General features: G+C 71.8%; 14 protein-coding genes and 1 pseudogene. 2 read left to right on the forward strand and 13 right to left on the reverse strand.

Translation table 11 applies throughout. The features are described from left to right. Nucleotides 1–92: 92 nt before the first annotated feature. The 7 genes from fbaA to HUT19_RS19000 all read right to left on the reverse strand — a co-directional run bounded on the left by fbaA (nucleotide 93) and on the right by HUT19_RS19000 (nucleotide 6,883). Nucleotides 93–1,118, reverse strand: coding sequence for a class II fructose-bisphosphate aldolase (gene fbaA / locus HUT19_RS18970; protein ID WP_176181626.1), 1,026 nt, complete (start codon nucleotides 1,116–1,118; stop codon nucleotides 93–95). Nucleotides 1,119–1,328: 210 nt separating this feature from the next. After that, nucleotides 1,329–1,868, reverse strand: a complete 540-nt coding sequence (gene pyrE / locus HUT19_RS18975) for an orotate phosphoribosyltransferase (protein WP_176181627.1) — start codon at nucleotides 1,866–1,868, stop codon at nucleotides 1,329–1,331. 55 nt (nucleotides 1,869–1,923) lie between these two features. Further along, a complete protein-coding gene (locus HUT19_RS18980) occupies nucleotides 1,924–2,739 on the reverse strand; it encodes an aldose 1-epimerase (protein ID WP_176181628.1) in 816 nt (271 codons plus the stop codon). A gap of 76 nt (nucleotides 2,740–2,815) precedes the next feature. Continuing rightward, nucleotides 2,816–3,805: an SRPBCC family protein gene (locus HUT19_RS18985; RefSeq protein WP_176181629.1), complete on the reverse strand. Its 990-nt coding sequence runs from the start codon at nucleotides 3,803–3,805 to the stop codon at nucleotides 2,816–2,818. Nucleotides 3,806–3,953: 148 nt separating this feature from the next. Continuing rightward, a complete protein-coding gene (locus tag HUT19_RS18990) occupies nucleotides 3,954–5,561 on the reverse strand; it encodes a polyamine aminopropyltransferase (RefSeq protein WP_254886187.1) in 1,608 nt (535 codons plus the stop codon). A 110-nt stretch (nucleotides 5,562–5,671) separates the two neighbouring features. Continuing rightward, on the reverse strand, nucleotides 5,672–6,250 hold the full coding sequence (locus tag HUT19_RS18995; RefSeq protein WP_176181631.1) for a DUF2617 family protein: 579 nt from the start codon (nucleotides 6,248–6,250) through the stop codon (nucleotides 5,672–5,674). A 357-nt stretch (nucleotides 6,251–6,607) separates the two neighbouring features. Further along, nucleotides 6,608–6,883 carry a hypothetical protein gene (locus tag HUT19_RS19000; RefSeq protein WP_176181632.1) on the reverse strand — a complete coding sequence of 92 codons (276 nt, stop codon included), beginning with the start codon at nucleotides 6,881–6,883 and terminating at the stop codon, nucleotides 6,608–6,610. A gap of 129 nt (nucleotides 6,884–7,012) precedes the next feature. Here HUT19_RS19000 and HUT19_RS19005 point away from each other — a divergent pair, with 129 nt between their 5' ends. Further along, on the forward strand, nucleotides 7,013–8,182 hold the full coding sequence (locus tag HUT19_RS19005; RefSeq protein ID WP_176181633.1) for a pyridoxal phosphate-dependent aminotransferase: 1,170 nt from the start codon (nucleotides 7,013–7,015) through the stop codon (nucleotides 8,180–8,182). Nucleotides 8,183–8,294: 112 nt separating this feature from the next. Here the strand turns inward: HUT19_RS19005 and HUT19_RS19010 are convergent, their stop codons facing one another. Further along, nucleotides 8,295–8,831 carry a YbjN domain-containing protein gene (locus HUT19_RS19010; protein WP_176181634.1) on the reverse strand — a complete coding sequence of 179 codons (537 nt, stop codon included), beginning with the start codon at nucleotides 8,829–8,831 and terminating at the stop codon, nucleotides 8,295–8,297. 86 nt (nucleotides 8,832–8,917) lie between these two features. Then, nucleotides 8,918–11,512, reverse strand: a complete 2,595-nt coding sequence (clpB, locus tag HUT19_RS19015; RefSeq protein ID WP_176181635.1) for an ATP-dependent chaperone ClpB — start codon at nucleotides 11,510–11,512, stop codon at nucleotides 8,918–8,920. 131 nt (nucleotides 11,513–11,643) lie between these two features. Here clpB and HUT19_RS19020 point away from each other — a divergent pair, with 131 nt between their 5' ends. After that, nucleotides 11,644–12,057, forward strand: coding sequence for a pyridoxamine 5'-phosphate oxidase family protein (locus tag HUT19_RS19020; protein ID WP_176181636.1), 414 nt, complete (start codon nucleotides 11,644–11,646; stop codon nucleotides 12,055–12,057). Nucleotides 12,058–12,085: 28 nt separating this feature from the next. On the opposite strand, the pseudogene HUT19_RS19025 reads toward HUT19_RS19020, so the two are convergent. From HUT19_RS19025 to HUT19_RS19040, 4 genes and pseudogenes are all read right to left on the reverse strand, one after another. After that, nucleotides 12,086–12,355 (reverse strand): annotated as a pseudogene (locus tag HUT19_RS19025) (MFS transporter); the annotation flags it as partial. A 104-nt stretch (nucleotides 12,356–12,459) separates the two neighbouring features. Then, complete coding sequence (locus tag HUT19_RS19030) at nucleotides 12,460–12,840, reverse strand: cupin domain-containing protein (protein WP_176181637.1); 381 nt, start codon at nucleotides 12,838–12,840, stop codon at nucleotides 12,460–12,462. A gap of 87 nt (nucleotides 12,841–12,927) precedes the next feature. Then, nucleotides 12,928–13,476 carry a hypothetical protein gene (locus HUT19_RS19035; protein ID WP_176181638.1) on the reverse strand — a complete coding sequence of 183 codons (549 nt, stop codon included), beginning with the start codon at nucleotides 13,474–13,476 and terminating at the stop codon, nucleotides 12,928–12,930. A gap of 222 nt (nucleotides 13,477–13,698) precedes the next feature. Continuing rightward, nucleotides 13,699–14,178 carry a heat shock protein transcriptional repressor HspR gene (locus HUT19_RS19040; RefSeq protein WP_176181639.1) on the reverse strand — a complete coding sequence of 160 codons (480 nt, stop codon included), beginning with the start codon at nucleotides 14,176–14,178 and terminating at the stop codon, nucleotides 13,699–13,701.

Here is a 14,178-nt window from a genome sequence, read left to right on the forward strand (position 1 = left end):
CGAGCCACTGCGGTGCGACGGGCCGGGCCCGGGGCCCCGCAGCGATGGCGGGGCCCCGGGCCCGGAGGGACGCGCGCCGAGGCGCGACCGCGTTACTTGCTCAGCGTGGTACCCGTGGAGCGCAGGTTGGCGCACGCCTGCGTGACGCGCTCGGCCATGCCCTTCTCGGCCAGCTTGCCCCAGCTGCGCGGGTCGTAGGTCTTCTTGTTGCCGACCTCGCCGTCGACCTTGAGCACACCGTCGTAGTTGCGGAACATGTGGTCCGCGACCGGGCGGGTGAAGGCGTACTGGGTGTCGGTGTCGAGGTTCATCTTCACGACGCCGTTCTCCAGCGCGGTGAGGATCTCCTGCTCGGTCGAGCCGGAGCCGCCGTGGAAGACGAAGTCGAACGGCTCCTGCTGGCCGGACTTCGCGGCGATGCCGTCCTGGAGCTGACGCAGCAGCTCCGGGCGGAGCACCACATTGCCCGGCTTGTAGACGCCGTGGACGTTGCCGAAGGACGCGGCCAGCAGGTAGCGGCCCTTCTCGCCCAGGCCCAGGGCCTCGGCGGTGCGCTCGACATCGGCGACGGTGGTGTACAGCTCGTCGTTGATCTCGTGCGAGACGCCGTCCTCCTCACCGCCGGTCGGGGTGATCTCGACCTCGAGGATGATCTTGGCCTTGACGGCCTCGGCGAGCAGCTCCTGCGCGATGGCGAGGTTGTCGTCCAGCTTCTCCGCGGAGCCGTCCCACATGTGGGACTGGAACAGCGGGTTCTGTCCGCTGGCCACCCGCTCCTGGGAGATCTTGAGCAGCGGACGGACATAGCCGTCCAGCTTGTCCTTGGGGCAGTGGTCGGTGTGCAGCGCGATGTTGACCGGGTACTTCTTGGCGACGACGTGCGCGAACTCGGCGAGCGCGACCGCGCCCGTCACCATGTCCTTGCTGTACTGACCGCCCAGGAACTCGGCACCGCCGGTGGAGATCTGGACGATGCCGTCGCTTTCCGCCTCGGCGAAGCCACGCAGCGCGGCGTGCAGGGTCTGGGTCGAGGTCACGTTGATCGCCGGGTAGGCGAACTTGCCTGCCTTCGCCCGGTCGAGCATCTCGTTGTAGATCTCGGGGGATGCGATGGGCATCTGTCCGCTCCTTGTGATGTGCGGGTGAGGTTCTGGGCCCTGACCTAGAGGGGCGACGTCATCGTCGTGGCCATCTTTCCAGACTCCCCCGATTGCTCCACCCGGCGCACCCGGGGATGACACGGAAGGGGGCGGGTGGTTTCACGTGAAACCACCCATGTCAGCGGAGTGTGCACCACTCCCGGCGGACGTCACTCCCGGTGGGCGCCCTCAGCTCAGGCCGAGGTCGGCGAGGGAGTACGCCGGGAGATAGCGCAGCCCGGCGTCCGCGATGGCCGGTGCGGCGCCGCGCTCGACGATCGTGGCGACGGCGACGACCTCGGCGCCCGCCTCGCGCGCCGCCTCGACCGCGGTCAGCGGGGAGCCGCCGGTGGTGGAGGTGTCCTCGACCACCAGCACCCGGCGGCCCGCGATGTCCGGGCCCTCGATCCGCCGCTGGAGACCGTGGGTCTTCTGCGCCTTGCGGACGACGAACGCGTCGAGGCGGCGGCCCCGCGCGGCGGCCGCGTGCAGCATCGACGTGGCCACCGGGTCGGCGCCGAGGGTGAGCCCGCCCACCGCGTCGTACTCCAGGTCGGCCGTGGCGTCGAGCATGACCTGTCCGACCAGCGGCGCGGCCTCGGCGTCCAGGGTGATCCGGCGCAGGTCGATGTAGTAGTCGGCCTCCCGCCCGGAGGAGAGGGTCACCTTGCCGTGGACCACGGCCTTGTCCTTGATCTGCCGCAGCAGGGCGTCACGCGCATCGCTCATGCCGATGAGCTTATGCGGTGTGCCGGGACGCCCCGCGACACCCTCCGGACGGCCGCTACGCCAGGCTCCGCCAGCTCCAGGTCGTGGCCATCTCCAGCGGGTCGATGGGGGTGACCAGGCGCGGCACGGTGTTGAGACCGTTGGGCGGACCGGACTGCGGCTCGACGCACACCGCCTCCGCCTGCTCGTCGTAGATCACCACCCACTCACTGCGGCTGGTGACCTTCAGCTCCAGCCGGCGCGGCCAGGTGAGCGTGACGTCCACCCCGGCGGGCATGCCGAAGCAGTCGTCCCAGGGGCCGGGGCCCGGCGGGATCCGCCGGCCGGTGGGGAGATGGTCCTCGCCGCGCTCCTCCTGCCACTCGGCGTCGAAGGCGAGCCGGACCTCCTCACCGCCGCCGTCCAGGGTGCGCAGGAACCACGGGTGCCAGCCCGCCTGGGCCGGGAAGGAGTCGCCCTCGGTCTCCACGCTCATGGTCGCGGTCAGGCTGTCCGGGGTCAGCTCGAAGGTCTGGGTGACCCGGCCCTCGTACGGCCACGGGTCCGCGAGGTCGTAGGTGAAGGCGGCGGAGGACGGACCGGTGGCGACCGGGCGCCAGGCGACGTCCCGGCCGGTGCCGTGGATCGCGTGCGGCGCCGCGTTCACGGGCAGTTGATGGGTCCGGCCGCCGTTGCGGAACCGTCCGAGCTCGACCCGGCCGCACCACGGCACCATCGGGAAGGACCCGTACCGCGGGCCCTGGCGCAGCACCTCCGTACCGCCGATGCGCAGCGAGCCGATACGGCAGCCGTTGTCGGGCGAAACGGTCAGCTCGGCGTCACCGGCGGTCAGCCGTACGCCCTTGGTCTCCGTTGTCTCTTCGGTGGTCACGTCCACGAGCCTATGTGCAGCGGCTCACCGGCGGCGGCTCCCGGGGCGGCCCACCGGCGGCGGCTACGAGCGGTGGCTATCGGCGGCGGCGGAGCACCCGGCGGCCGACCACGACGGCGGAGGCGAGCACCACGGCCGCGGCGGGCGCGGCCCAGCGCAGCGCGGCGCTGGTGGACACGGCCTCCGGGGCGGGAACGGGGGCGTAGCGGCCGCGGGGCGGGGCATGGTCGACCTCCTCGGTGGAGCGGCCGATCATGGTCCGGCGGGCGTGGGCGGCCTCGGCCGGGGGCTCGTCCTCGGCCTCGCCCAGGCCGCTGGCCTCGTCCATGGATCCGACACCGTTCACCGCGTCCATACTGTCGACATCCTCGGCACCGTCGACATCGTCGAGATCACCGACGTCGTCCAGCTCGCCGATGTCGCCGCCCCCGGCGTCAGCGGCGGCCGCGGCCTCGTCGTCATCGAGGTCAGCCCGCGGGTCCAGGGACGACGGCGGGATGTCGGTGTCGAAGACCGACCGCGGTTCGCCGCCCGCCTCGTCCTGCCCGTCCCGCTCGCCCCGTTCGTCCTGTTCATCCCGCGCATCGCCTTCGTCCCGCGCATCGGGCACGGCCGGGGCGGGCGGGGTGATCGGGGACGCCTCCAGCCCGGACGCCAGCGCCGAGGCGAAGCGGTCCAGCAGCCGGTGAGCGGCCGTGTCCGTGGCCTCGTCGTCGAACTCCGCGAGCCGGCCCTCGCGGTGGACCGTTCCGGAGCAGACCAGCGTGGTGCCGCCCTCGGCGGTCTTCGGCGTGATCGTCAGCGTGAGCTTGACCGAGCCGCTGCCGCGCGCCTCGGTGCCCTCGCCCTCGACCTCGAAGGCGCCGTCGCGCTCGCCGACGCGCAGGGCCCCGCGGTAGGTGATGGTGGATCCGCCGATACGCAGCCGCAGCCGACCCGCGAGCGGCCCCGCCGCCTCGTCGGCGTCCTGCTGGAGCCCGGGGACGCAGCGGGCGATGCGGTCGGGCTCCGCCAGTGCCGACCGGACGGTGCCGACGGGAAACGGAACGAATACCTCATGCTCCATGACTCAAGACACTACCCATCGTGCGTCCCATGAGACCCGTTCCCGCGCAACTTTCGCCGCCCGCTCCCGCGAATTGGCGACCCGTGCGCGACCCGTGCGTGACCCGTGCGCGACCCGGCCGCGTAACCAACCTCCCCGGACAGCACAACTAGTCCCCGTAGCCGTAGCGCGGATGCATCAGGGTGGAGGCGGGCAGTCCGGGCTCGCGGTGGCGCCCGGCCGCGCGGGCGGCGGCCCGGAGGCCACCGGGGGTCAGGGAGTGCGGACGCGGGCCGCGGGGGGACAGCCCCAGCGGGACCGGGGAGCGGGCCGCGAGCAGAAAGCCCCAGTCGCGCGGCGCCCCGTCGGTTCCCGGGACGGAGAACACCGGACGCCGGGCGCCGATCACATACGGCACGGTCCGCAGCCCGGCGGACCGCATCGTGGCGTCCACCGTCCAGTACGTATGCGACCGGGGGTGCAGCGCGCCCGCGTGGACGACCAGCCGTCCGCCGGGCGCGAGCACCCGCTCGGCCAGCCCGTAGAACTCCTGCGAGTAGAACTTGGTGCCCGCGGTGAGCCGCGGGTCCGGCAGATCGCTCACCACCACGTCGTACGCGGTGCACCGACGCAGCCAGTCGAAGGCGTCGGCGGTGACCACCCGCACCCGGGGGTCGCGGTAGGCGCGGGCGTTGAGCGCGGAGAGATCGGGGTCGCGGCGGGCCAGCCGCACCACCGCCGGATCGCGCTCGACGACGGTGACCGACCGGACCCCGGTGTACCGCAGCACCTCGCGGGCCGCGAGCCCGTCGCCGCCGCCCAGCACCAGGACGCGGCCGTGCGGCCCGGCGGCCATGGCCGGGTGGATCAGTGCCTCGTGGTAGCGGACCTCATCGCGCCCGGAGACCCGCAGCCGCCCGTCGAGGAAGAGCGACAGGGGCCGCCCGCTGGCCCGGCCGCCCGCGAGCACCACCTCCTGGACGCCGGTGCGCAGCGCGACGCGGACCCCCGGGCCGTAGACCGCCTGCCGGGCGGCCCGCTCGAAGGAGGGGGTGAGCGCGGCGCCCGCGGCCAGCAGGGCCAGCACCGTCACATTGGCGACGATCAGCGTCCAGCGTGCCCGGCCGCTCAGATCGCGGCGGAACAGCCACAGCACCAGCACCGCGCCCGCCACCGCGTTGACCGCGCCGGTGACCAGCGCGCCGGTGAGCTGTCCGAAGGCGGGCAGCAGCAGAAAGGGGAAGGCGAGCCCGCCGACCAGCGCGCCCACGTAGTCCGCCGCGAACAGATCGGCGACCGCGCCGCCCGCGTCCTGCCGCCGCACCCGCTGGATGAGGGTCATCAGCAGCGGCACCTCGGCACCGATGAGGACGCCGATGGCCAGTGAGAAGCCGACGAGCGCGGAGCGGGAGTGGCCGCACCACGCGAAACTCGCGTACAGCGCCATCGCCGAGCAGCCGCCGACCAGCGCGAGCACCACCTCGACCGCGCCGAAGCCGACGGCGGCCCGGCAGCGCAGCCGCTTGGCCAGCAGTGAGCCGATGCCCATGGCGAAGACCATGACCGACAGCACCACCGATGCCTGGGTGACCGAGTCACCGGCCAAATAGGAGGCGAGGGCGACGAGTTCGAGCTCGTAGACCAAGCCGCAGGCGGCGCAGACGAAGACGGTGAGGAGGACGAGGAAGCGGCCGATCCCGGCCCGGACGGGCAGCCGTACCGGAGGCTCGGGCTCCGGCGACGGCGCATCCGAGACGGCGGACGTCGGCGCATCGATCACAAAGGGAACGTTACGTCACATAATGCCTACCGTTCGTCACCCACACGGGTGCATTGACGGCCGCTCATCCGTATGCCGACCCGGTCCGCCCAGTGGCTCACCCTCCGCTAGCCACAGGCCACTTGGGCCGGAACGCCGCCCTCCGGTATCCCGCCCGCACCCGGCGGCCGCAGCCCGGCCGGGCGCCGGGCCCCCACACAGGTGCGGGTGGTCACCAACCGCCCCTCCTGGGGATAGGCGTGCCAGGTCCGCCAGCCCACCGTGCCCTCGTGCCACTGCGCGAGCAGCGCGGTGAACGCGTGCGGACTGCCAGGAAACGTGCCCGCGAGACCGTGCGGATGATCGGCGACCAGGGCCAGCAGCTCCTGGGCGCGTCCGGCGAACGACCCTTCCGACAACTCCTCGACGCGCGCCGCGAATTCATACTCGCGGCCGTCGACAAGGGTGGAGACCCCCAGCGGAAGCGGGGTGCTGCTGCCGGATATACAGGCCACGGTCTCCGAGCAGTGGCCGTCCTCCCCGTCGAGAAGGACCTGGTGAGAGGCGCCGAGAAGCCTCAACCGCATGACGTGGCCATGGAGTTGGAGATCGAGTTCGGCCAGGGCGGGAAGCGGTTCCCGCCCCAGGCACCAGGCGAGATCAGCGGCGCGGGTATCGGTGTAAGCAGTCTTGAGGGTCGTGAGCATGGGTCGGCTCCGCAAGCACGCAGTGGAAAAAGATGGGCCGGCTCGCCCCGCGGTGGACCAGGGGTATACGCATACGCCGGCTCGTGCCCACGTGGGGTCCGTTGGGTCGGTGGTGGTATACGGAATCATGAAATGCTCGGCGCCACATCGTTTTTACCCACCTTCACCGGGTTTCCACCCCCTAGGGCGCCCACCCGATCAAGTGTTCAACAACCGTGCGCCCGGCGCACGATGGCGCGCCGGGCGTGGGATGTGGATTCTATGGTCCGTCAGTTCACTGTAGGCGCAGGTGAATCGGCGCATATCCGGTGCAATCGCCGGGTGATGCGGAGCTGCGCGGATGCGTCGGCGTGGCCGTCAGCAGCCGCCACCACCACCACCGCCGCAGCCACCCCCGCCGCCCCCACCGCCACACGACGAGCCACCGCCGCAGGAGGAACCGCCTCCGCAGGACGAGCCCCCTCCGCACGACGAACCCCCGGCGCTGCCGCCACCGGCCCACCAGCTCCCCGAGGAGCCTCCCCCATAGCCCCGCCGGGACCGCGCGGGATGCCCCTTGGACCGGCTCGCCCCCACCGCGGCCAGCGCCGCGACCGTGAAGGCCACCACCACGAAGACAACGACAGAAACCATGCGTCCTCACTCTCCTTCCAAGCCCCCGTACAGCGAGGTACCGCGTCGTACCTGATCCGCTCCTGCCCGCCGCCGCCACGACCGAAAGCGAAGTTGAGGAAGTCCAGAGGTTCGAAGGAGGATGGCGCCATGGGACGACCGCTGCTCAATCGCCGACTGGCCGCATTCGGCACCACGATCTTCGCCGAGATGTCCGCCCTCGCCGTGCGCACCGGCGCGATCAATCTGGGCCAGGGATTTCCCGACACCGACGGCCCGGAGGAGGTGCGGGAGGCCGCGGTGCGCGCGCTGCGCGACGGCCGCGGCAATCAGTACCCGCCCGGCCCCGGAGTGCCCGAACTGCGCAGCGCGGTCGCCGAGCACCAGCTGCGCTGGTACGGGCTCACCTTCGACCCGGACCGTGAGGTGCTGGTCACCGCGGGTGCCACCGAGGCGATCGCCGCCTCGCTGCTGGCACTGGTGGAGCCGGGCGACGAGGTGATCGCGCTGGAGCCGTACTACGACTCCTACGCCGCCTCCATCGCGATGGCGGGCGGCACCCGGGTCCCGGTCACCCTCCGACCGCAGGGCAACGGCTTCGGCCTGGACCTCGACGAACTGCGGGCCGCCGTCACCGACCGCACCCGCCTCATCCTGCTCAACACCCCGCACAACCCCACCGGCACCGTGCTCACCCCCGATGAGCTGGCCGCCGTCGCCGAGCTGGCCGTGGAGCGCGATCTGCTGGTGGTGACGGACGAGGTCTACGAGCACCTCGCCTTCGACACCGGCCACACCCCGCTGGTCTCCTTCCCCGGGATGCGCGAGCGCACGGTGACCATCGGCAGCGCGGGCAAGACCTTCTCCTTCACCGGCTGGAAGGTCGGCTGGGTAACCGGCTCCCCGGAGCTGGTCACGGCGGTCCGCTCGGCCAAGCAGTATCTGACCTTCGTCTCCGCCGGACCCTTCCAGTACGCGGTCGCCGAGGCGCTCCGGCTCCCGGACGACTACTTCCACGGCATCCGCGAGGATCTGCGGATCAAGCGCGATCTGCTGGCCGGCGGTCTGACCGACGCGGGCTTCACGGTCTTCCGCCCGTCGGGCACGTACTTCATCACCACCGACATCCGTCCGCTCGGCGAGAGCGACGGCTTCGCGTTCTGCCGCTCGCTGCCCGACCGCTGCGGGGTGGTGGCCGTGCCGAACGCGGTCTTCTACGACCACCAGGACCAGGGCGCGCCCTTCGTACGCTTCGCCTTCTGCAAGCGCACCAGTGTGCTGACCGAGGCGGTCGGACGGCTCAAGGGCCTGGCGGGCTGACCCGGGCGGCCTCGGGCGGCCCGTGAAAAGGCGTGAGCCCGGTCGCGCACCGTCGCCTCGGCGGGCGGTGCGGCGGCCGGGCTCCGCTGTGTCCCGTGGGCCCGGTGGAGGCTCAGCTCTCGTCGTCGCCCGGCTTCTCGTCGCCGTCGGACTCGATGTCGGCCTCCAGGCCGAGCTGCTCGACCAGCCACTTGTCGAACTCGATGGAAGCCCGCACCCAGCTGACCGTGCTGGACACGAAGTGCTCCAGGCTGACGCCGGTGCCCGTCAGCATCTGCGCCTCACCGATCAGCCGGACCGTGCCGTCGTCGTTGGTGTGGGTGTAGACCTTCGGCCACAACGTACGACGGTTCCAGTCGTCGATCGCCTCGAGCAGCCGCGGCTTCTCGTCGATGCCGTGCGGCCGGTCGTAGAACGTCCGGACGGAGAAGACCTGCTGCTCCTCCTCACCGCGGAACATGAAGTACGTGCGGAACTGCTCCCACGGCGCGGCGAGGTCCCCCTCCTCGTCGACGACGTACTTCAGCTCCATCTGCTCCAGCAGCTGCTTGACCAGGTCCTGGTCGGGCAGCACGGGGCCACTCGGACCCGCCGGTTCGGGCTCGGGCTGGCCCCCGAAATTCGGAATCGAGGACGGGTCGATGCTCACCGTGGATTTCCCTTCGTATGGATACCGCCATCCTCCCTCACACCCGCCCCTGCCGTGCAACCCCGGCCGGGTCCGGGACGGGTGCGCTACTGGGCCGGGCCGACCAGGAGATCGTCGCCGACCCGGTCCACCCGGACCGTGTCGCCGTCCCTGACCTCGCCGGACAGGATCTCCTTGGCCAGCCGGTCGCCGATCGCGGTCTGCACCAGACGGCGCAGCGGGCGGGCCCCGTACGCCGGGTCGTTGCCCTCCTCGGCGAGCCACGCCAGGGCGGCCGGGGTGACATCCAGGGTGAGCCGCCGCTCGGCGAGCCGCCGGGCCAGCGCGCCGACCTGGAGCTCGGCGATCCGGGCCAGCTGGTCCTGGCTGAGCGCGGAGAAGACCACCACGTCGTCCAGGCGGTTGAGGAACTCGGGCTTGAAGGAGGTGCGCACGGTCTCCAGCACGCTCTGCTTCTTCTCCTCCTCGCCCAGCAGCGGATCCACCAGGTACTGGCTGCCGAGGTTGGAGGTGAGGACAAGAATGGTGTTGCGGAAGTCCACCGTGCGGCCCTGGCCGTCGGTGAGCCGTCCGTCGTCGAGGACCTGGAGCAGGACGTCGAAGACCTCGGGGTGGGCCTTCTCCACCTCGTCCAGCAGCACCACGCTGTACGGGCGGCGGCGCACGGCCTCGGTGAGCTGGCCGCCCTCCTCGTAGCCGACGTAACCGGGCGGAGCGCCGACCAGCCGGGCGACGCTGTGCTTCTCGCCGTACTCGCTCATGTCGATGCGGACCATGGCCCGCTCGTCGTCGAAGAGGAAGTCGGCGAGCGCCTTGGCCAGCTCGGTCTTGCCGACGCCGGTGGGGCCGAGGAAGAGGAACGAGCCGGTGGGGCGGTCGGGGTCGGCGATTCCGGCGCGGGTCCTGCGCACCGCGTCCGAGACGGCGCGGACGGCCTCGGTCTGGCCGATCAGCCGCTTGCCGAGCTCGTCCTCCATGCGCAGCAGCTTCTGGGTCTCGCCCTCCAGCAGGCGGCCGGCCGGGATACCGGTCCAGGAGGCGACCACATCGGCCACGTCGTCCGGGCCGACCTCCTCCTTGACCATGGTGCCGCGGTCCTCCCGCTGCACCTCCTCCTCGGCCGCGGACGCCTCGGCGAGCTCGCGCTCGACGGCCGGGATCTCGCCGTAGAGCAGCTTGGACGCGGTGTCGAAGTCGCCGTCCCGCTGGGCGCGCTCGGCCTGGCCGTGCAGCTCGTCGATCTTCTCCTTCAGCTCACCGACGCGGTTGAGGCCCTGCTTCTCCTTCTCCCAGCGGGCGGTCAGCCCGCGCAGCTCCTCCTCCCTGTCGGCGAGGTGGCGGCGGAGCTTGTCCAGGCGCTGCTTGCTGGCCTCGTCGGTCTCCCGGGCGAGCGCCATCTCCTCCATCTTCATCCGGTCCACCGAGCGCTGGAGTTCGTCGATCTCCACGGGTGAGGAGTCGATCTCCATCCGGAGCCGGGAGGCGGCCTCGTCGACCAGGTCGATGGCCTTGTCGGGCAGGAAGCGGGAGGTGATGTACCGGTCGGAGAGGGCGGCGGCGGCCACCAGCGCGCCGTCCGCGATCTGCACCTTGTGGTGGGCCTCGTAGCGGCCCTTGAGCCCGCGCAGGATGGCGACGGTGTCCTCGACGGTCGGCTCGGAGACCAGGACCTGCTGGAAGCGGCGCTCCAGGGCGGCGTCCTTCTCGATCCGCTCGCGGTACTCGTCGAGCGTGGTGGCGCCGACCATGCGCAGCTCACCACGGGCGAGCATGGGCTTGAGCATATTGCCCGCGTCCATCGAGGAGTCGCCGCCGGCGCCCGCGCCGACGACGGTGTGCAGCTCGTCGATGAAGGTGATGATCTGGCCGTCGCTGGACTTGATCTCGGCGAGGACGGTCTTCAGCCGCTCCTCGAACTCACCCCGGTACTTGGCGCCCGCGACCATCGCCCCGAGGTCCAGCGCGACCAGGCGCTTGTTCCGCAGGCTCTCGGGCACATCGCCCTTGACGATCCGCTGGGCGAGCCCTTCGACGACGGCCGTCTTGCCGACGCCCGGCTCACCGATCAGCACCGGGTTGTTCTTGGTGCGGCGCGAGAGTACCTGCACCACGCGCCGGATCTCCTGGTCCCGGCCGATGACCGGGTCGAGCCTGCCCTCGCGCGCGGCGGCGGTGAAGTCGGTGCCGAACTTCTCCAGGGCCTTGTACGTGCCCTCCGGGTCGGCCGTCGTCACGCGCTGTCCACCCCTGACGTTCTCGAACGCGGCGAGCAGCTTCTTGGCGCTCGCCCCCTGCTGGTCGAGGAGCTCCCCGGCCTGGCCGCCCTTGGCGGCGATGCCGATGAGGAGGTGCTCGGTGGACACATAGTCGTCCCCGAGCTCCTTGGCGCGCTGGGTGGCGTCCGCGACGACGGCCAGCAGCTCCCGGCTCGCCTGCGGCGGGGCCACGGTGGAGCCCTGGACGCTGGGCAGCGCGGCGAGCAGCCGCTCGGCGCCACCGCGCACCTGGGCCGCGTCGGCCTCGACGGCGGCCAGCAGGTCCATCACATTCTCGTTCTCCTGCCCCTGGAGCAGGGCGAGCAGCAGATGCGCGGGTGTCATGTCCGCGTGTCCGGCGGTCACCGCGCGGTCATTGGCGGCGCCCAGCGCCGCCCGGCTCTTGTTGGTCAGCTCGGCATCCACGTCCCTGTGCTCCTCCTCGCTTCCATGACCCTACCGATAAGGCTCAATCCTGCCCTGCCCAACCTCCGTAAACTTGAGTCTATTCCACTCAACTGTGCTGCGCCAACACTTCCGGCCGTAGGTTCTGGGCCATGGCCATCGATCCCCGCAACCCGGACCCCGGCTACCTCGCCTTCTGGCGCGAGCGCCATCTGTGCACCCTGACCACCCCGCGCCCGGACGGCACCCCGCATGTGGTCCCGGTCGGGGTCACCTACGACCCCGAGGCAGGGCTCGCCCGCGTCATCACCAACCGGCACAGCCGCAAGGTCGCCCATGTCCGCGCCGCGGGCGACGGCGGCGCACGGGTCGCCGTCTGCCAGCTCGCGGAGGGACGGTGGGCCACCCTGGAGGGGCTCGCCGTGGTCCGCGAGGAGCCGGAGCTCGTCGCGGACGCCGTCCGCCGCTACGCGGAGCGGTACCACCGCACCCCGGCCCCCAACCCCGACCGGGTCATGATCGAGATCACCGTCACCCGCGCCATGGGCCGGGCGCCAGCACCATGATCCACGCGTCGCGGGCCCGGCGCCCGGCCGGCAGCACCCCCACCGCGAAGGTGCCGATCGCCATCATGATCATGGTGGCGGACAGCACCCGCCGTCCGATCCGGTCCCCCAGCGGCCCGAAGACCAGCCCGCCCAGCGGACGCACCAGGAACACCACGGCGAAGGTGGCGAAGGCGGAGACCACCCGGGTGGCCAGGTCGTCGGCGGGGAAGAACACCTGGCCGAGGGTGACCGCGACATACGCGTAGCCGCCGAAGTCGAACCACTCCACGGTGTTGCCGACCGCCGTCGCCGCCACCGCGCGGCCCGCCCCGGCCCGGCCGCCCCGGGCGGTGCGGACCGTGCGGCGGTCTCCGGCCCGGACCGGTACTCATCGCTCAGCCGCCCACGGCGTCGGCGTCCTCAGTCCTCGGCCTCTTGCGCCTGCCGCACCCGCGCATAGGTCTCGGCCGTCCCCCCGCCGAAGTCGTACACCACGACCTGCTCGTCGCCGACCACCCACGCGTCGTGCCCGGGCGGGCAGACGAAGACGTCCCCCGGGCCCACCTCGGTCTCCGCGCCGTCCGCCATCCGCAGCCGCATCCGCCCCCTGGCCACGAACCCCGTGTGGTGGACCTCGCACAGATACGTACCGGCGATCGGCCGCACCGACTCCTTCCAGCGCCAGCCCGGCTCGAAGACACCGACGGCGAAATCCAGCCCCGTCAGATGCACGGTGTCGAGGTGGCCCCCGGGAAAGTCACGCCGCTCATCCGGCTTGTCGATCGTCTTGACTTCCACCATGGCGGTACCTCCTGCCGTACCTCCATGGTGCCCCTCCCACCGCCGCACCGTCGCGCGCACCGGGACGGCTCCGGGCGGAGACGGGCGCTAGTCCGGCTGCCCGGGTGAGGAGCGCCAGTGGAGGGTCCAGTGGCCGGAGTGGCCGGGCGGGAGGGCCACGTCGCCGCGGACGGCCGAGTAGTACGCCTCGCGCGCGATGCGCTGGCGGGCGAGCAGCGCGGACCAGGTCTGCCGGGTGGGGTCCGGCTCCCGCAGGAACTGCTCCATCTCAATGACCGCGACCACCCAGGCGCGCGCCCGCTCCACCACCTCGGGGGTGCCCAGCATCAGCAGCGCCTCCCCCACCGGATCCCGCGCGTCGGTGGCCTCGGCCAGGTCGGCTGCCGCCTCCTCGGGGGACAGCGGATGCGGATGGGGATCGACGCCCAGGTGGGAGGCGATCCGGTAGGCCAGGGTGACACTGCGCTTCAGTGCCGTGGCGTAGTCGGCGTAGACCGCCAGTCGGCGTTCCTCCCAGCGGACTCGCTGTTCACGGCGGAAGCGGGCCTGATCGCCTTTGGTGATCGCCAGATAGGAGCCGAGGGCGCCGATGATCACGCCCAGCAGCGCGGGCAGTTGCTGTATGAACCCGGACATGGCGGCACCGTATAGCGACGCGGTCACCACAGCGGTGGGCGCCGAACGGCCCAGGAGGGGGAACCCCGCCCAGTGCGGATGACCTCTGTGGTCCCCCTGGCCACTTGCGAGATGACCAGAACACCGTCCGCCGCATGGGCGTCGCCCGCATCGCCCGCCGGGCACGCGAAAGGCCCGGCGACCTGTGGAAGGTCACCGGGCCGGTCCATCAACCGCGGGAGGCTACTCCGAGCGCTTGGGCCGCCAGACGACCAGGGCGCTGGTCTGCTGGACGTCCTGGTAGCGGACCAGGTCGCGCCGGTAGGAGGCGTGGACCTGGGCCTCGCGCTGCTGCATGGCCGCCGCGGCGCCCTCGACCGCGGACTGGAGTTCGGCCACCCGGGCCTGGAGGGCCGCGACCTGGTTCTCCAGTTCGATGATGCGCTTGATCCCGGCGAGATTGATGCCCTCGTCCTGGGACAGTTGCTGGACCTGACGGAGCAGCTGGATGTCACGCGCCGAATACCGCCGGCCGCGGCCGGCGGTGCGGTCGGGGGAGACCAGGCCGAGGCGGTCGTACTGACGAAGGGTCTGCGGATGCAGGCCGGAGAGCTGAGCGGCGACCGAGATGACGTACACCGGCGACTCGTCGGTCAGCTCATAGGGATTGCGGCTCCGGCCCGCTCCCCTGCCTCCGATTCCCCCTCGGCCGTGCGCCTCCAT

Origin of the sequence: Streptomyces sp. NA02950 (assembly GCF_013364155.1) — a bacterium.
GTDB lineage: Bacteria > Actinomycetota > Actinomycetes > Streptomycetales > Streptomycetaceae > Streptomyces.